Below are 16946 nucleotides of genomic sequence, written 5' to 3'. Positions count from 1 at the left end.
TCGCAACTCGCTACGACAAACTTGCCAGAAATTTCTTGGCTGCCGTCCACCTCGCCGCCATCGTCGCATATTGGATCAATTGAGTCTGAACCCTAAGAAGTGAAGGGATCGACGTCGGCCGAGCAGTGCATCCCGCTGCAAATTCGTGTTCTGGCCGGCCTACTTCGGCGACACGCGCATGTAGTCATAGGCGGATGCCCCCATCGGAAACAGGTTTCCATAAGGTATCGCGTGGCGATAGTGTTTCCCGCAACAGGTGTTCAGCTTAGGGCTACTAGAAGGTTTTGGTGGATGGTTAAAGCAAATTTGCCGTAGTATTTAGTGGCCCCTCCCCCGGTCATTCTACGAACAGGAGGAGCGAACGCAACCGTGCGCGGTGCCTGCAATCCGTGGGAGTACCTGCGCCGTTCATCGCTTACAGAGTTTGGTGCCTGCGTGTCCGAAAAATCCCTGCTGACGCTAGCGATTTGGCAAGTCGATCACATTGATCCCTCCCCCGAGATGTTGGCTTGCGCCTGCATCAGATGCGTAACAGGCGCCATGATCAGGACAACAAACTGCTGACGGAGCTGCCCGCGGCGATCGACCAGTGCGACCGAGGAAGAAGTGTTCGGGTTGCCGAAGGGCATGCTGGTAGTGGGGCACGACAGCAACGGCGCGCCGATCGAATGCGGCCTGCGGGCCATGTTCCGCCAACCACCAGAAAAGATAGCTGCAATGAAAGTAGACACATGAAACGCTGGTAAAAAAACAACAATGCTACCAGAAATCATCTTGGAGAATGCTGCCATGAGTGGGAGCGGTTTGATGAACAGCGTCATTTCACCTGCCGATATCGTCAAACGCTCGGGGCGCATAGGCGCTGAAATACTGAATGTCAAACTGTCGGCCGACTTGCCGGAGCAGACCATTGCTGCGATCAACGGTCTGCTGCTTGAGTACAAGGTCCTCTTCTTCCGCGAGCAGGGTCATTTGGACGATGTCGAACATGAACGCTTCGCTTGTCGCTTTGGGGAAGCTCTTCCACCGACTCCAACGATGAATACTGTCCAGGGAACGATTTCGATGATCGAAATTGATAGGGTGCGCGGTCTCCGAGCGGACTGTTGGCACATCGATATGGCCTACATGGAGGCCTATCCCAAGATTTTAGTGCTCCGAGGCGTAGTAATTCCGCCAACCGGCGGTGATACGGTATGGGCCAACACTACGACCGCATATTTCGATCTTCCGCCGCCGCTGCAGCGGCTTGCCGACGATCTCTGGGTTGTTCACAGCAATGCGTTCGATCCCGCTATATTTCCCCGGCCAACCAAAGCTGACAAGAAGCATCATGAAAAGGTCCTTAAAGCGACAATTGAGACGGAGCATCCGCTCGTGCGTGTTCACCCCGCGACGGGCGAGCGCGCGCTAGTGCTCGGCATGTATGCGAAACGCTTTGTCGACGTACCGAGATATGACGGCCAGAGGCTGTTCGATTTGTTCGAATCTCACATCATCGCGCCCGAAAACACACTGCGCTGGAATTGGAAGCAGGATGACGTTGTGATGTGGGACAACCGAGCCACCATGCATTATGCGGCCAACGATTATGAAAACCAGCCTCGCCTTGTCCGCCGCGCGGCCATAGACGGTGAAGTGCCCATCGGCGTTAACGGGCGGCGCAGTGTAGCGCGCGTCAAGCAGAAGTCAGCAAATGTCGTCTAGCTTATGAGCGATCTTCAATGAAATCGGTACAAAACGGTGAGATGCCTCACGTGAATGTACCCAAACAACGGCATCTCACGAATACAGTTTCGATCCAAAATCCCGCGAGTTCTTTGACTCACGACGTGCGCCCGAACTTAGTTAAGCATCCGCGTGATTAGTTCCTAATGAAATGCCGCGCTGAACGAAATTGCTGCTCTGGAGCACTTTTCCATTGGAATGCATCTGCGTGATTTCTTCAAGCGACGCGCCAAATGCAAGCTGGATGCAGGCGAAGAGGGGGCAGATGCATGCCCAAGACGCTTTCTGTTGATCTTCACCAAAGGGTGGTAGCTGCGATTGACTGGCTTAGTCCTGTCGACAGGTCGCCAAGCTTTGGTGTCAGCGCTGGGCAGCGCGATCCGTTGGCGCAGCCGCGCAGGGAAAGTTAGCGATTTTCCTTCCTAAGTCCAGCGCTTCACCGCATATAGCAGTGAGAGATGTCGAACGATTCCTCCCGCACCGCTACCGCCGGGAGAAACCGTCATCATGGCATGCTGTCGAAATAATTCTCCATCCCACCCAGTTTCTTGGTTAGCAAACCAGACCCTGCCGCGACAAATCCGGCTGCTTCAAATTTCGAGCAGAAGTGGCCCCGCAGGTTGAGCGAGACAGGCCTTTGTCGGACACTTGCTGGCCGTCGTCGGTACTGAGCCAAAATGTCGGAAACTCGACACTTCGGGCCGCTAGGAAGTGCCTGATGAGCCGGCGAAATCACTTCGGCACGCAATTTGCTGTGTTTGCGGCGTCATCACCAATCGCAGTGTGATGGTCTTCAAGGCGCGTCGCTGTTCGCCTGCTGGATGCGATCTGCAGTTCTTCTTTTGGGAACCTGCAACATCTGCGCTCATCGCGGGCATTGCATCCAAAGCGGCAAGACCTTGAGTCAGGAGTGAGAGTGCTATCAGCGATGTGGGACGGATCGGGGCGATATTGGCGGACACTTCGGTGGCGGGAATGGTCGAGCCTCCTTCATCAATCCCTAGGTTCAATCGATCTACGGCGATGCCGATCGGTTCGATGTCATCAGGGCGCATAACACTGCCTGTCGTTCGGCCAGGGCCTGCGCGGCCCCGTGCTGGCGCGTTTGGGAATTGCACTACGCTTACCCACACTGTTCGTGCGGTTAGAGGATGGCGCTGACCATCGCGCCGGGGATCTCGTCTACATGCCGTCTTACATCAGTCGCTGTCCGCAGCCCCTGCTCGTCACCTTTTGCCCGTTGAGTGAAGTGCAACTATGTCCGAACACCTGCCCTTGCCGACGCTACCGATGTGGCGTGTCGATCACATCGAGCCCTCGCGCGAGATGTTGGCGCTACGCGCCAAGGGTCCGATCCACCGCGTGCGCTTCCCCTCCGGCCACGAAGGTTGGTGGGTGATAGGGTACGACGAGGCCAAGGCTGTCCTGTCGAACGCTGCGTTTCGACCCGCGGGAATGCCGCCGGCGGCATTCACGCCGGATTCGGTGATTCTCGGTTCGCCGGGGTGGCTGGTCTCACACGAGGGGGGTGAGCATGCTCGGTTACGCACGATCGTGGCGCCGGCCTTTAGCGACCGCAGGGTGAAGCTGATGGCGCAACAGGTCGAAGCGATCGCCGCGCACTTGCTTGAGACGCTCGCGGCCCAGCCTCAACCCGCCGACCTGCGGCGGCACCTCTCGTTTCCGCTTCCAGCCATGGTCATCTGCGCGCTAATGGGCGTGCTCTACGAGGACCATGCCTTTTTCGCGGGGCTGTCCGACGAGGTGATGACGCACCAACATGAATGCGGTCCGCGGAGCGCCTCGCTCCTAGCCTGGGATGAACTGCGCGTCTACATTCGCAGCAAGATGTGCGAAAAGCGTCAGGATCCGGGCGACAATCTTCTTACGGATCTGCTCGCGGCGGTCGACCAAGGCAAGGCGAGCGAGGAAGAGGCGGTTGGCCTTGCGGCGGGCATGCTGGTGGCGGGGCACGAGAGCACCGTCGCTCAAATCGAATTCGGCCTACTGGCCATGTTCCGCCATCCGCGACAGCGCGAACGCCTGGTCCGCGATCCATCCTTGTTGGACAAGGCCGTGGAGGAAATCCTGCGGATGTACCCCCCGGGCGCAGGCTGGGACGGCATCATGCGTTATCCGAGGAGCGACGTGACCATTGCGGGCGTGCATATTTCCGCGGAGAGCAAGGTGCTGGTCGGCCTGCCAGCAACGTCGTTCGATCCGCGCCATTTCGACGACCCGGAATTCTTCGACATTGGACGGGATGAAGAGCCACACCTGGCGTTCTCCTACGGGCCGCACTCTTGCATCGGCGGCGCGCTGGCCAGGCTGGAACTCAAGGCGGTGTTCGGTTCGATCTTCCAGCGCTTTCCCGCGCTGCGCCTGGCCGTAGCACCCGAAAAGCTGAAGTTGCGCAAGGAGATCATCACTGGCGGCTTCGAGGAGATCCCAGTGCTCTGGTGATGTGCGGACGCCGCTTGGGGGGGGGCGATCGTCTTCGCATCGCCCGACACGCCCGCCGCGTAAGCGTCAGATCAGCCAGCCAACAGGTAAGCGAGGATGGACGTGCAAGAAATCACGGCTGAATGCCGAGATGCCTTCGCCGAATTGGCGTCGCCGGCTTGGATCCACGACCCGTATCCGTTCATGCGGTGGTTGCGCGAGCATGATCCGGTGCATCGCGCGGCGTCGGGTCGATTTCTGTTGAGCCGTCACGCCGACATCTACTGGGCGCTTAAGGCCACCGGCGATGCGTTTCGGGGACCAGCGCTTGGAGAATTGGCGCGCTATTTTCCTCATGCGGCGACCAGCCTGTCGCTTAATCTGCTGGCCTCCACGCTAGCGATGAAGGACCGACCGGCCCACACGCGCCTGCGCCGGCTGATCTCGCGCGATTTCACCATGCTCCGGATCGACAACCTGCGGCCGAGTATCGCGCGCATCATCGCAGCGCGCCTGGACAGCATGGCGCCGGCGCTGAAGCGCGGGGAGACCGTGGACCTTCACAAGGAATTCGCGCTGGCCTTGCCCATGCTGGTCTTCGCCGAAATCTTTGGAATGCCCCAAAACGACATGTTTAATCTCGGCGCTGGCATCGGGGCCATTCTGGAGGGCCTGAGCCCGCACGCCAGCGATCCCCAGCTCGCCGCCGCGGACGCGGCCAGTGCCAGAGTGAAGGCCTACTTTGGGGAGCTCATACAGTGCAAGCGCGCCGCTCCCTGCGACGACATCGTGTCGGTGCTGGTCGGCGCACGTGACGATGACCTCGACACACTATCGGATGTCGAGTTGATCAGCATGTTGTGGGGCATGCTGCTGGGCGGCTTCGCCACAACTGCTGCAACAATCGACCATGCGGTCGTGGCGATGCTGACGTATCCCGAACAGCAGCACTGGCTGCAGCGAGACGTCATGGGGGTCAAGGCATTCGTCGAAGAAGTCCTACGCTATGACGCCCCGGCCATGTTCAGCTCCATTCCACGTATCGCCCAGCACGACATCGAATTAGGCGGCGTGGTGATCCCGACGAACGCGGATGTGCGCGTGCTGATAGCGTCCGGCAATCGCGACCCGGACGCCTTTGCCGATCCTGACCGATTTGATCCTGCGCGTTTCTACGGCACCAGTCCCGGCCTGTCGACCGACGGGAAGATCATGCTGAGCTTTGGCCACGGCATTCACTTCTGCCTTGGTGCGCAACTGGCCCGGGTTCAGTTGGCTGAGAGCCTGCCGCGGATCCAGGAGCGCTTCCCCACGCTGGCGTTGGCCGAGCAGCCGACCCGGGAACCCTCCGCATTCCTCAGGACGTTCCGAGCTCTGCCGGTGCGGCTGCAAACATACGGAGGCTAAGTGCGCGTCGTGGTCGACCAAGATCTGTGCGGAACCACCGGTCAATGCGTTCTGACGCTGCCGGGCACCTTCCGCCAGCGCATACCGGACGGTGTGGCCGAGGTTTGCGGGGTGACAGTCCCGCAGGCGCTGCACGCCGCCGTCCGGCTCGCGGCCAACCAGTGTCCGGTCGCCGCCATTCGTGTCATCGAAAGCGAAGCTGGCGATGACGAGGAACGGCATGCCGCAGGAGACCAGCGCAATCCAGGAGGACACGGTGAGACGGTTTGAAGGCAAGGTGGCCGTGGTGACCGGCGCCGGCGCTGGTATCGGTAAGGCATGCGCCCTCGCGATCGCGCGCGAGGGCGGTAGAGTGGTGGTTGCCGACATCGATGGCTCGGCGGCCACGGCGTGTGTCGCGCAAATCGCGGCCGAGGCGGGCCGGGCGCTGGCTCTGGCCATCGACATCGCCGCGGCGGACGCTGTGGCTGCGCTGTTCGAGAGGACGGATCGGCACTTTGGTGGGGTCGACCTGCTGGTGAATAACGCGAGCGCCATGCATCTAACTCCGCGCGACCGCGCGATCCTCGAGCTGGACCTGGCGGTCTGGGACCAGACTATGGCAACCAATCTGCGCGGCACATTGCTCTGCTGCCGGCAGGCCATACCAGGGATGATCGCTCGCGGCGGTGGCGCAATCGTCAACATGTCGTCGTGCCAGGGGCTCAGTGGTGACACCGCGCTAACGTCCTACGCCGCATCGAAGGCGGCGATAAACATGGTATCGGCTTCGCTCGCCACCCAGTACGGTCATGCGCAGATCCGCTGCAACGCGGTTGCGCCGGGTCTCATCATGACCGAGCGTCTGGTGGCCAAGCTGGACGAGTGCATGCAACGGCATCTGCGCCGGCACCAGCTCCTGCCGCGCGTCGGCCGCCCCGAGGACGTGGCCGCTCTCGTGGCATTCCTGCTCTCAGACGATGCTGCCTTCATCACCGGCCAGGTCGTCTGCATCGACGGCGGCATGCTGGCGCATGTCCCAACGTATGCTGACGGGGGGAACAGCCGCGCCGCGCGATATTCCCGCGAGACCGCCGAAGCGGCTGAGTCGCCGCGTTGCTGATGAACATGCTACTCAACCCGCTGAACCGTCGAGATCGGCTGTGGCACGACATCCCGGTCGTGCCCGGCGCTTTCCCCCTGGTCGGGCATCTTCCCGCCGTCGTCTACAACCTGCCGCGCCTGCTGCGGCGCGCGGAACGGACGCTGGGCAGCCACTTCTGGCTGGATTTTGGCCCTGCCGGACATATGGTGACCTGTCTGGACTCTGAAGCGATCGCGCTGCTCCGGCACAAGGACGTGTCCTCCGCGCTGATCGAAGATATCGCGCCCGAATTGTTTGGTGGAACGTTGGTCACCCAGGACGGCGGCGCGCACCGGCAGGCGCGCGGTGCGATCCAAGCAGCGTTTCTGCCCGCGGGCCTGACCCACTCCGGCATTGGCGAGCTGTTCGCGCCAGTCATCCGGGCGTGGGTCCAGAGGTGGCGCGACCGCGGCGACGTAAACATCCTGCGCGAAACGGGCGATCTGACGCTCAAGCTCATCTTCAGCCTCATGGGAATCCCGACGCACGACCTGCCGCAATGGCATCGCAAGTACCGGCAATTGCTGCAGTTGATCGTCGCGCCTCCGCTCGACCTGCCCGGACTGCCGTTGCGGCGCGGCCGCGCCGCGCGCGACTGGATCGATGCGCGGTTGCGCGAGTTCGTTCGCGACGCGCGCGAACATGCGGCGCGCACGGGGCTGATCAACGACCTGGTCAGCGCCTTCGATCGCATTGACGGTGCGCTCTCTGATGAGATCCTGGTCGCCAATATTCGTTTGTTGCTGCTTGGTGGTCACGAAACCACCGCCTCGACGATGGCCTGGATCGTGATCGAACTGGCGCGGCAGCCTGGGCTGTGGGACGCTTTGGTCGAGGAGGCGCAACGCGTGGGCGCGGTGCCGACCCGGCACTCGGACTTGGCGCAGTGTCCCGTCGCCGAGGCGCTGTTCCGCGAGACCCTGCGCTTGCATCCGGCGACGCCGCTCCTGGTGCGTCGCGCACTGTGTGAATTGCGACTCGGCCAACGGCGCATTCCCGGGGGCACCGATCTGTGCATCCCGCTTCTGCATTTCTCGACCTCGGCGCTGCTGCACGAGGCGCCCGCTCAGTTTCGCCTGGCGCGGTGGTTGGAACGCACGGAGCCTATCCGGCCGGTGGACATGCTGCAGTTCGGTACCGGCCCACACGTGTGTATGGGCTACCACCTGGCATGGCTGGAACTGGTGCAGTTCTGCATCGCCTTGGCGCTGACCATGCACGAGAGCGGGGCGCGGCCGCGATTGCTGAGCAACGCCGAAAAAGGCCGGCGCTATTACCCGACCGCGCATCCGTCCATGAACATCCGCATCGGATTTTCATGAGGTGGCGTCGCACGCCCTAGCCAGGCAGCGGCGCCAGCGCTGCGCGGCATTGCTGCCCCGACCGGCATGATGCAATGCCGACACACCTCGGCGACTCGCCTGTCAAGGACAAGGACGTGAACAACATGCGCACCGGTCACACGCCACAGGACGACAGCACTCGTGAATCCGCGCTCGGCGAATTGGGCACCCAGGCGCGCGGCGAGCTGCAGTCCGAGATCTGGATGCAGGACGGCGCAAAACGGGTCGAACAGGTGCTGGCGGGTCTTCTCTGCACCGAACATGACGGTGAGACCGAGCTGATGGCGGCGATGCGCTACGCCACCTTGCATGGTGGGAAGCGCACCCGCGCGTTGCTGTGTCTGGCCGCCGGCGCATTGGCTGGGAGACCGGCGCACATGCTCGACGACGTCGGCGCCGCCATCGAGATGATGCACGCGTGTACCCTGGTCCACGACGATCTGCCCGCGATGGACGACGACGTGCTTCGTCGCGGCCTTCCGACCGTCCACGTCAAGTTTGGCGAAGCTACTGCGATCCTCGTCGGCGATGCGCTGCAGGCGCACGCCTTTCTGACACTAGCGAGCCTGAATGCCCCGGGCGAAAACCGTATCGCGCTTGTGCTCGAACTGGCGCAGGCGGTGTCAGCCGAGGGTGCCGCAGGCGGGCAGGCCATGGATCTGTCGTTGGTTGGAAAGCACGTGGAGCTGGACCGGATCTTGGCGATGCACCGGATGAAGAGCGGAGCTCTCGTGCGCGCGTCCGTTCGCATGGGCGCACTTTGTGCTGTCGCGGAGGATGCAGCGCACGCTGCACTATACCGTGCGCTTGATCGTTACAGCGCCCGTTTCGGCCTCGCTTTGCAAGTGATCGACGACATTCTCGACGTGATAGCCGATACGGCTACACTGGGCAAGACCGCCGGCAAGGATGCGGCGGCACAGAAGCCGACCTGCGCGTCGATCATGGGACTGCAGGCAGCACGTCAGTTCGCGCTGGATCTGTTGCGCGATGCCGAGGAGGCAATCACGCCGCTAGGGCCGCATGCGGAACGGCTGGCGCAACTCATACGGCGGGCCAACGCGTATCTCGTCCAGAACGTGCCATGCGCTTGAACGCGCACCTCCGCATTAAGCCAGCGCTGTGCCGCTGCGATCTGCCGGCGATAGTCGTGCATGCTGCACTATGTCCGAGTGCGCGGCCAATTGCAGCGGTTGCCGGCCGCGGTGCGCGCCGTGCCAAGCCTATGCGGCGGACCATAGCGAGCATCGGGGCGCGTCGCCGAGCCGCAGCAGGGCGGCTGTCTGGCGCTCCCTATCGACCTGCCTGCGGCGACATGCGGGCGACTGCCGGATTCCGGTTCTCGTTAACCCTGCGAAAGGAGCTTCCTTCGTGAACGCGCTGTCCGAGCAGATCCTTTCCGAATTGCGCCGCCTGCTGTGCGAAATGAACGATGGCGGCAGTGTCGGTCCGTCCGTCTACGACACGGCCCAAGCGCTGCGCTTCTACGGCAACCTCACCGGTCGGCAGGACGCATACGCGTGGCTCATCGCACAGCAGCAGGCCGACGGCGGATGGGGAAGCATTGATTTCCCGCTGTTCCGCCATGCGCCCACGTGGGCGGCATTGCTGGCATTGCAGCGCGCTGCTCTCGGTGCTCCCGATGCACTCCAGGCTGCGACACGGTTCCTCCAGCGCGAGCCCGATCCCTACCTGAATGCGGTCCCGGAAGACGCGCCGATCGGCGCGGAGCTGATCCTACCGCAATTTTGCGGCCTGGTCGCTTCCCTGCCAGGTGACGCAGGTTTTCCACGACATCCAGCGCTGTTGCCGTTGCGGCAAGCGCGGTTGGCCGAGCTAGGAGCGGGGGCGATCTTGCCGAGCGGCCATCCGATGCTGCACTCTTGGGAGGCCTGGGGGACATCGCCGACCACAGCATGTCCGGATGACGACGGCAGCGTCGGCATCAGCCCGGCGGCTACTGCTGCGTGGCGTGCGTACGCCGTGATACAGGGGAGTACGCCGGAGGTCGCGCGCGCCGATGCGTATCTGCGCACAGCCTCGCGAGCGACGCGCTGCGGCATCGAAGGTGTCGTCCCGAACGTATGGCCTATCAATGTGTTCGAACCATGCTGGTCGCTGTACACACTGCATCTCGCCGGGCTGTTCGCGCATCCCGCGCTCGCTGAGGCGGTCCGCGTGATCGTCGCGCAGCTCGAAGCCCGTCTGAGCGTGCGCGGTCTGGGCCCGGCGTTGCACTTCGCGCCTGATGCGGACGACACCGCCGTCGCATTGTGCGTCCTGCAGCTTGCGGGCCGCGCCCCGGCTGTGGATGCGTTGCGCCGTTTCGAAAGCCGCAACCTTTTCGTAACCTTTCCCGGCGAACGCAATGCCTCCGTGTCTACCAACATCCATGCCCTGCATGCGCTGCGACTGTTGGGCAAGCCCTCGGCGACCACCTGCGCCTACGTTGAGGCCAATCGCAGTCCCCGCGGGCTATGGGAGAACGAAAAATGGCACGTTTCGTGGCTGTATCCCACCGCTCATGCGATCGCTGCGCTGGCGCAAGGAAAGCCCCAGTGGCGCGACGAGCGCGCGCTAGCGGCGCTGCTGCAGGCGCAGCGTCACGATGGCGGCTGGGGCACCGGTCGCACGTCCACTTTTGAAGAAACCGCCTACGCGCTGTTCGCGTTGCACGTGATGGACCGGAACCAAGAGGCGACAGGGCGCCGACGCATCGCGCAGGTGGTGGCGCGTGCGCTGGAGTGGATACTCGTCCGCCATGCTGTGCATGCATTGCCGCAGACGCCGTTGTGGATTGGCAAGGAACTGTATTGCCCCACTCGGGTCGTGCGGGTGGCTGAACTCGCCGGGCTGTGGCTGGCGCTTCATTGGAGACGGCGTGTACTGGGCGAAGTAGCAGGAGCGACGCAATGATCCAGGCCGAACGTGCGCTACAGCACGTGCTGGAGTGGGGACGGCCCCTGACCGGGTTCGCCAACGAGCATGCGTTGGAAGCGGTGAGGGGCGGCCGGTACATCCTGCAGAGCGTCCACCAGGGCCTGCGCGAGATCAGCGCCCGCACCGGTCGCCATCCGCAGGACGAAAGCCTGACCGTGGCGTTCTATCGCGAATTGGCACTGCTATTCTGGCTTGACGATTGCAATGACCTTGACTTACTCGCGCCTGAGCAGCTCGTCGCGGTGGAGCAGGCGGTGGGGCAGGGCGAGCTATGCACGCTTCCCGGATTCGAGGGTTGCGCTGTGCAGCGTGCTTCGCTGGCAGCGCTCGCGTACGACCGTCGCGACTATGCTCAGCTTCTGGAGGATACCCAGGGCTATTGCGCGGCCCTTCGCGCCGGACACGCGCAGGCGAAACGCTGGTCCTACGCCGAGTACCTGCACAACGGCATCGTCTCGATCGCCTACGCGAACGTGCTCTGTTGCCTATCGTTGCTGTGGGGGCTGGACATCGCAACGTTGCGCGCGCGCCCGGCGTTTCGGCAGGTCCTGCGGCTCATCTCAGCGATAGGGCGCCTGCAGAACGATCTGCATGGATGCGACAAGGACAGTTCGGCCGGCGAGGCTGACAACGCGGTAGTCCTGCTGCTGCAGCGCTATCCAGCTATGCCTGTGGTGAAGTTCCTCGAGGACGAGCTGGCCGGCTATACGCGCATGCTGCACCGGGTGATGGCGGAAGAACGCTTCCCGGCGCCGTGGCAATCGTTGATTGAGGCTATGGCGGCCATCCGCGCGGAGTACTACCAGACCTCAACCAGCAGGTACCGCAGCGACCCCGGGGGGGCAGGTTATCGTTCGCTGGCCTGAACGCACAGGAGGCGGCGCTGTGCGCTCGCTGCCGCGGCCAGACTCTACGCCGTCGCCCGATGAACAGATTGAACGAGCAAAAGCGACGTCGCCCTAAGCCGGCGCAAAGCCGATCATCTGGACACAGTGCTCGATGGGCGAAACGATTTGAAAGTGTGATCTTTCTTTCAATGTAGGCCTCCAGGACTATAGAGTTCAGCGTGTTGCAGACCTCACATATACCTCAGGCGTAAGATTGGATGAGGTATCGTAAGTTCGGCTGGTGTGGGGAAAGGCGGTAGCGCTCCCCCGCTACCACCTTTCCCCACGATTTATCGCTAGGTGGGGATTGACGGTAGCGTCCTCCCGCTACCAATATCCCCGAGCTTCGCATGTCCATCCTCCAAGAGGCGTTGCACGACCTGCTTCGTGTCCTCGCCTTTGCGGCCTGGGGATGTGCGGTCGTAATCTTGGCGATGGCGATACGCCTGGCCTTCGTGAGAGCCGGGACGTTGCCCGAGTGGCGCGGCCTGCTGACGCTCCGGCGTCCCGTTGGCGAGCGAGCTCTCGCGGGAATTCCACGCGGCCAATGGTCAGCTCATGCGCCTCATGCTCGCATTCGCTGCGGTGCTAGGCATCGGCGCCCTCCTGTTCTGGCTGGATACCCTGTTTCTTCCTGTCTCAAGTAATTGATGAGCGCGCTATCGCCCGGCGCGCGCAACTAGGAACTCCCGCGCACGATGGAAGCTTGAATCCGCGGGCCAGCCTCGCCGCCGATCGCTGGCCTGCACGGCCCGCCTCCAAGCCCCCCATACCCCCCAGGGTGGGCCGTGCTTCACCAGAGGAGACGAGAATTGTCCGATCCGACCGAGCAAGAGATCAGAGAACGCGCGCACCGCTTGTGGGAGCAGGCCGGCAAGCCCGAAGGCCGTGAAGAAGAATTTTGGAACGCGGCCGAGCAGGAGCTGCGCAACGAGGAAAAGTCGAACACGCTGCGAACGCCGGATACGCTGTGACCGACAAGACCTGCCCATTCTGCCAGGGTCTGGGATGGGTCTGCGAAAACCATCCGCTCCGGCCTTGGAGCGAGAAGCTCGGCGGCTGCCGCTGCGGTGAGGGCATGCCCTGCACCTGCAACACGACTGAGGATCCGGAAATCAGAGTGGTGATCGTCGAAGCCGACACGACGTGGCACTAGCGGCGGCCCGCTTCGGCTCGCAGTGGTGCCGGGTAGGATGGGTAGAGCGAAGCGAAACCCATCGTGCTTCTTCTTGCCCAGCCCCATGGGTTGCGCTCCGCTCTCCCATCCGCCGCGCCGTTGCCGAGGGAACAGACCATCCCGAAAGGAATTCAATCTCCGAACAGCACGGGCTCTGACAACATTCCTTTCCCACGGCAGTGTCGGCGGTGGACGAGCAGAAAAAGATAGAGCACCAGATCGAACTCGCCACGCGAGCGGCCGCGCTCGTCAGGGACGAAACCACCGGCCAGCGTTTCCGAAGTTTTGCCGAAGAACTGAAGCGAAAGCTCCGCCGCATGATGCGGCGCGGCCAGGTGCGCGCACGCGCCTACGAGCTCTGGGAGCAGGCGGGCCAGCCGAGCAATCGTGACCTGGAGTTCTGGCTCGAAGCGGAGCGGCAACTGGAGGATGAGCGCGAGGAGCGGAAGGGGGCGGGTGGTTCGTAGGCGATAGATGCCGGCGCGATCGAGCAGCATCGCATTCGGATCTTTGCAAGGCCGTCACGCCCGGGCTCGTCCCGCCTGCCGGGCCGAAGCCCCTTCGGCGCGGCAAAGGCCCGGGCATCCACGTTCTCAGTGCTGCACGGCAACAAAGAAAAAAGCCGCCGGGCTCTTCACCCTGGCGGCCTCAAAAGTCCCTAGCTGTTGATCGCCTCCGCAGCCTCACGCGTACCGCCGTTACCTTGTTTGCGGCCATGCAGGGTGTTTGTAGGGGAGGGAGAATGATTCTGCTGTGACTTGAAGCACACAGTGGAAAAGAGGATGGGGACGGCTGGGATAATGTCGCGAGAGCGGGCAGGTAGAGAGTACTTGCGAAACCCGTCTTGCCCTAGCATTGGATACACCCAGATGGGTTTCGCTTCGCTAGACTGCGCCGCTGTATAGAGAATGCCTTCGCGCTGATTCCACCAATTGCCGAATAATACCTGAGAAGCGGGTTCTCACTGACGGTCAGATCAATGTGCAGACGTTTCTTCGCAAACGTCTAAGTGTCTGACGAAGCCTGAGTGGAGGCAGTGCGTAGGATGGCGTCGGGCAGAACCCCGCCCCTGTGTCGCCCTCCGTCAACCCCTCCTCGCAAAAATATTCCACTTTACCGAAATTCGGTTTCGGCGTATGTGTTGCCCATCCCGGCTCATCCAAGAGGGGCGACTATGTGTCGTCACTGTCGCGAGCCGGGCTTGCGGTGGACGCGGCAGCGTCGGCACGAAAGGCGCGGGCAGGGCGGGTAGTCCCTGTGAGCCCGTAACCGCGTGCGACGAGCGGCGCTGTTAGGTTCGTCTCGTCTGCAGGTCGACGGCAACGTGCACAACGTCGTCGAATCCTGCGGCGAACAAGCGGGCCGTGCGTACGGCAAAACCGTGTGGTCCTGGCCGTCGTTGCTACGGTCAAGCTGTCTGCGGAGATGCGCGCGAGCCCAACCGGGCAGACGGCATCGTCAATTCGCGGGGCGAGGGAGGCCAGAAGGAAAGGTCGGCTCCCGGGAGATCACGGCATAAGCCGTCCGACCATCGCGCAGGGAAGGCCGAGTGATCGGCGACACCTGTATGCTGCTGTGCGGTCTCCTTTGCGCATTATTCGCGCAGCAGACCGCGGGTGCCAGCTGGCACCCGGCCTTCCCTGCGCCCCCTTGGCTTTATGAGGGTGGAGCGACGAAGCAAAGCTCGGGTGGATTGAGCCGCGAGAACGCGAAGGCGTGTCTGTGAGCCGAGCTGCGTGTCACACGCTCGATATCGTAGGGTGGGCAAAGCGCAGCGTGCCCACGCCTTGTTGCTCATGGAGGGACATCGTGGGCACGGCGCTATGCGCCTTTGCCCACCCTACGGCACTGCACGTTGGGATGTGCATTGGACCTTCGCGCCGTGCGCCTCAAACCCGATACCACGCCGCCAGATTCCACGTGATGGTGTCCCAGCCGGAGATGTCGATCATGAGGTTGTTGGCGCCGGCGTTGACGATGGGGCGTGAGAGCAGCGGCAGGAACACGTGCGCTTCGCAGAATATCTCATCGACCTTCATCAGCAGCGCGGCGCGCTTGACCGGGTCGAGCTCGTTCTGCGCGGCCTTGTAGGCCTTGTCGGCTTCGGGATCGGAATAGCGCGAGTTGTTGCGGCCGAGCCATTTGTTGTCCTTGGTGGCGATCTCCCAGGACACGCACTGGTTCAAGAGGCGCTCCGGATCGGGCTGCGGCTGCGTGGTGTTGTACATCTCCATGTCGGCATAGAATTTCGAGTAGGTGTCGGGATTGCCGACGTCGGAGGAGAAGAACACCGATGCGGTGACCGACTTGAGCTCGATGTCGATGCCGGCCTTCTGGCAGGCCTGCTTGATGATGGCCTGCGTCTTCTGGCGCGGCGCGTTGATCGAGGTCTGGAACACGTATTTGAGCTTCTTGCCGTCCTTCTCGCGGATGCCGTCCGCGCCCTTCTTCCAGCCGGCCTCGTCGAGGATCTTGTTCGCCTTGTCGATGTCGAACTCGTATTTCAGCTTGGGCGACTTGAACTGCTTGGGCGCGTTGACGAAGCTCGCGGTGGCGATGCCGCCGCGGCCGTAGATGAATTTCTGGATCGAGTCGCGGTCGATCAGGAGGTTGATCGCCCGGCGCACCGCGGGATCGGACAGCGTCGGGTGCTTGGACTTGACGCTGGAGCGCTCGCCGTCGATCTCGGTCCACGGGTCCGTCGTGTTGAGGATGATGAACTCGACATTGCCGGACGGCGTGATGTCGAGCTTGCCTTTGCCGCCCGCCTCCATGCGCTTGAGCACCTCCTCCTCCACCTGCATGTTCCAGGCAAAGTCGTACTCGCCGGTCTGCAGCACGGTGCGCGCCGCGGACACCGCATCGCCGCCACCCTTGATCTCGAGCGTGTCGAAATGCGGCTGGTTCTTGATGTGATAGTCGGGATTGCGTTCGGCGCGAATCAGATCGCCCGGCTTGAACTCGACGAATTTGTACGGGCCGGTGCCGACCGGCTTCAGATTGGCCGGTGCCTCGCGCGACTTGGCGCCGGCATAGTCGCCGAAATGATGCTTTGGCAGGATCGGGCCGACCGAGCCGACGAACGGATCGGCCCAGAACGGCGTCGGCGCCTTGAAGATCACCTTGACGGTGTGGTCGTCGATCTTCTCGACCTTGATGTCCTTGTAGGATCCCGTGGTGTAGGCCGCCGTTGCGAGATCGGCGGCGTATTGCCAGGTGAAGATGACGTCGTCGGCGGTGAAGGGCTGGCCGTCATGCCATTTGACGCCCTGCTTCAGCTTCCAGACCACGCTCATGCCGTCGGCCGCAAGGCTGCCGTTCTGCTTGGTCGGGACCTCGGCGGCGAGGCACGGGATCAGGTTGCCCTCCTTGTCCCAGCCGGCGAGCGGCTCGAAGAACACGCGCGAGGCCATCTGGTCCTTGGTGCCGATTGCGAAATGCGGATTGAGCAGCGTCGGCGCCTGCCAGAACAGCAGCTTGAGCGAGCCGCCGCCGCCGGCCTTGGTCGGCTTGTACGGCAAGGTGGCATCCGCCATCGCCACGTCGTGCCAGAGCAGGATCTGGCTCGCGATCGGCGCTGCGATTCCGACCGCGGCCACCTTCTGGATGAACGAGCGCCGCGACAGCGTGCCTTGCTTCACCTCCGCGACCAGACCCCGGATTTCGTTCTCGTTCATCAGATGACCCTCCACCTCGAAGAAAAATCGTCGCCGGCGGCCATCATGTTGCATCATGCACGGGGCGGCAATGCCGGCGAGGCTGCCGGGCCATGCGACGAAATGACGATGGGGAACGCCCTTGCGGGCCACGGCCCGGACCGCCACCCGGGAGCGGCGAGGGTGGTCATGGCGAAACGCCGGGGCTGCTTGCGCGCCTCACGCTTGCGCAGGCGCGTTCGT

General features: G+C 62.8%; 15 protein-coding genes and 1 pseudogene. 13 read left to right on the top strand and 3 right to left on the bottom strand.

The features are described from left to right. Positions 1-83: pseudogene (locus GGD61_RS11725) on the top strand (IS5/IS1182 family transposase); the annotation flags it as partial. 396 nt (positions 84-479) lie between these two features. Here the strand turns inward: GGD61_RS11725 and GGD61_RS11720 are convergent. Further along, positions 480-821 carry a hypothetical protein gene (locus tag GGD61_RS11720; protein WP_183230716.1) on the bottom strand — a complete coding sequence of 114 codons (342 nt, stop codon included), beginning with the start codon at positions 819-821 and terminating at the stop codon, positions 480-482. On the opposite strand from GGD61_RS11720, the gene GGD61_RS11715 reads away from it, so the two are divergent. Continuing rightward, complete coding sequence (locus GGD61_RS11715) at positions 790-1707, top strand: TauD/TfdA family dioxygenase (protein WP_183230715.1); 918 nt, start codon at positions 790-792, stop codon at positions 1705-1707. The genes GGD61_RS11720 and GGD61_RS11715 overlap by 32 nt on opposite strands. 725 nt (positions 1708-2432) lie before the next feature. Here the strand turns inward: GGD61_RS11715 and GGD61_RS11710 are convergent. After that, positions 2433-2783 (bottom strand): hypothetical protein, encoded by a 351-nt coding sequence (locus tag GGD61_RS11710; RefSeq protein ID WP_183230714.1) that lies wholly within the window; start codon positions 2781-2783, stop codon positions 2433-2435. Positions 2784-2985: 202 nt separating this feature from the next. On the opposite strand from GGD61_RS11710, the gene GGD61_RS11705 reads away from it, so the two are divergent. The 11 genes from GGD61_RS11705 to GGD61_RS41425 all read left to right on the top strand — a co-directional run bounded on the left by GGD61_RS11705 (position 2986) and on the right by GGD61_RS41425 (position 13514). Beyond that, positions 2986-4191 (top strand): cytochrome P450, encoded by a 1206-nt coding sequence (locus GGD61_RS11705; protein WP_183230713.1) that lies wholly within the window; start codon positions 2986-2988, stop codon positions 4189-4191. A 96-nt stretch (positions 4192-4287) separates the two neighbouring features. Further along, positions 4288-5577: a cytochrome P450 gene (locus tag GGD61_RS11700; protein WP_246785912.1), complete on the top strand. Its 1290-nt coding sequence runs from the start codon at positions 4288-4290 to the stop codon at positions 5575-5577. After that, the gene (locus GGD61_RS40460) at positions 5578-5847 is read left to right on the top strand and encodes a ferredoxin (RefSeq protein WP_312012644.1); all 270 of its coding nucleotides are present in this window, start codon (positions 5578-5580) and stop codon (positions 5845-5847) included. It abuts the gene before it with no gap. Further along, the gene (locus tag GGD61_RS11695; protein ID WP_183230731.1) at positions 5834-6679 is read left to right on the top strand and encodes an SDR family oxidoreductase; all 846 of its coding nucleotides are present in this window, start codon (positions 5834-5836) and stop codon (positions 6677-6679) included. The genes GGD61_RS40460 and GGD61_RS11695 overlap by 14 nt, the downstream gene beginning before the upstream one ends. Beyond that, a complete protein-coding gene (locus GGD61_RS11690) occupies positions 6679-8022 on the top strand; it encodes a cytochrome P450 (protein ID WP_183230732.1) in 1344 nt (447 codons plus the stop codon). The genes GGD61_RS11695 and GGD61_RS11690 overlap by 1 nt, the downstream gene beginning before the upstream one ends. Positions 8023-8147: 125 nt before the next feature. Further along, on the top strand, positions 8148-9137 hold the full coding sequence (locus tag GGD61_RS11685; RefSeq protein WP_183230733.1) for a polyprenyl synthetase family protein: 990 nt from the start codon (positions 8148-8150) through the stop codon (positions 9135-9137). A 277-nt stretch (positions 9138-9414) separates the two neighbouring features. After that, positions 9415-10959: a hypothetical protein gene (locus GGD61_RS11680; RefSeq protein WP_183230712.1), complete on the top strand. Its 1545-nt coding sequence runs from the start codon at positions 9415-9417 to the stop codon at positions 10957-10959. Then, positions 10956-11849, top strand: a complete 894-nt coding sequence (locus GGD61_RS11675; RefSeq protein ID WP_183230711.1) for a terpene synthase family protein — start codon at positions 10956-10958, stop codon at positions 11847-11849. Before GGD61_RS11680 ends, GGD61_RS11675 begins: the two co-directional genes overlap by 4 nt. 833 nt (positions 11850-12682) lie before the next feature. After that, on the top strand, positions 12683-12844 hold the full coding sequence (locus GGD61_RS11670; protein ID WP_018318410.1) for a DUF2934 domain-containing protein: 162 nt from the start codon (positions 12683-12685) through the stop codon (positions 12842-12844). Next, complete coding sequence (locus GGD61_RS11665; RefSeq protein ID WP_020508686.1) at positions 12841-13026, top strand: hypothetical protein; 186 nt, start codon at positions 12841-12843, stop codon at positions 13024-13026. Before GGD61_RS11670 ends, GGD61_RS11665 begins: the two co-directional genes overlap by 4 nt. A gap of 209 nt (positions 13027-13235) precedes the next feature. After that, positions 13236-13514, top strand: coding sequence for a DUF2934 domain-containing protein (locus GGD61_RS41425; RefSeq protein ID WP_177236984.1), 279 nt, complete (start codon positions 13236-13238; stop codon positions 13512-13514). Between the two features lie 1422 nt (positions 13515-14936). On the opposite strand, the gene GGD61_RS11655 is transcribed toward GGD61_RS41425, so the two are convergent. After that, positions 14937-16724 (bottom strand): peptide ABC transporter substrate-binding protein, encoded by a 1788-nt coding sequence (locus GGD61_RS11655; protein WP_092254006.1) that lies wholly within the window; start codon positions 16722-16724, stop codon positions 14937-14939. Positions 16725-16946: the final 222 nt, after the last annotated feature.

It is taken from the genome of Bradyrhizobium sp. SBR1B (genome assembly GCF_014198205.1).
Taxonomy (GTDB): domain Bacteria; phylum Pseudomonadota; class Alphaproteobacteria; order Rhizobiales; family Xanthobacteraceae; genus Bradyrhizobium.
The sequence above is the reverse complement of the archived record's forward strand: the minus strand, read 5'-3'. Positions and strand labels throughout refer to the sequence as shown.

Coding starts and splice junctions, on each gene's coding strand:
- GGD61_RS11715 (WP_183230715.1), top strand. CDS start 790: ATGAGTGGGAGCGGTTTGATGAACAGCGTCATTTCACCTGCCGATATC.
- GGD61_RS11720 (WP_183230716.1), bottom strand. CDS start 821: ATGACGCTGTTCATCAAACCGCTCCCACTCATGGCAGCATTCTCCAAG.
- GGD61_RS11710 (WP_183230714.1), bottom strand. CDS start 2,783: ATGCGCCCTGATGACATCGAACCGATCGGCATCGCCGTAGATCGATTG.
- GGD61_RS11705 (WP_183230713.1), top strand. CDS start 2,986: ATGTCCGAACACCTGCCCTTGCCGACGCTACCGATGTGGCGTGTCGAT.
- GGD61_RS11700 (WP_246785912.1), top strand. CDS start 4,288: ATGGACGTGCAAGAAATCACGGCTGAATGCCGAGATGCCTTCGCCGAA.
- GGD61_RS11690 (WP_183230732.1), top strand. CDS start 6,679: ATGAACATGCTACTCAACCCGCTGAACCGTCGAGATCGGCTGTGGCAC.
- GGD61_RS11685 (WP_183230733.1), top strand. CDS start 8,148: ATGCGCACCGGTCACACGCCACAGGACGACAGCACTCGTGAATCCGCG.
- GGD61_RS11675 (WP_183230711.1), top strand. CDS start 10,956: ATGATCCAGGCCGAACGTGCGCTACAGCACGTGCTGGAGTGGGGACGG.
- GGD61_RS11655 (WP_092254006.1), bottom strand. CDS start 16,724: ATGAACGAGAACGAAATCCGGGGTCTGGTCGCGGAGGTGAAGCAAGGC.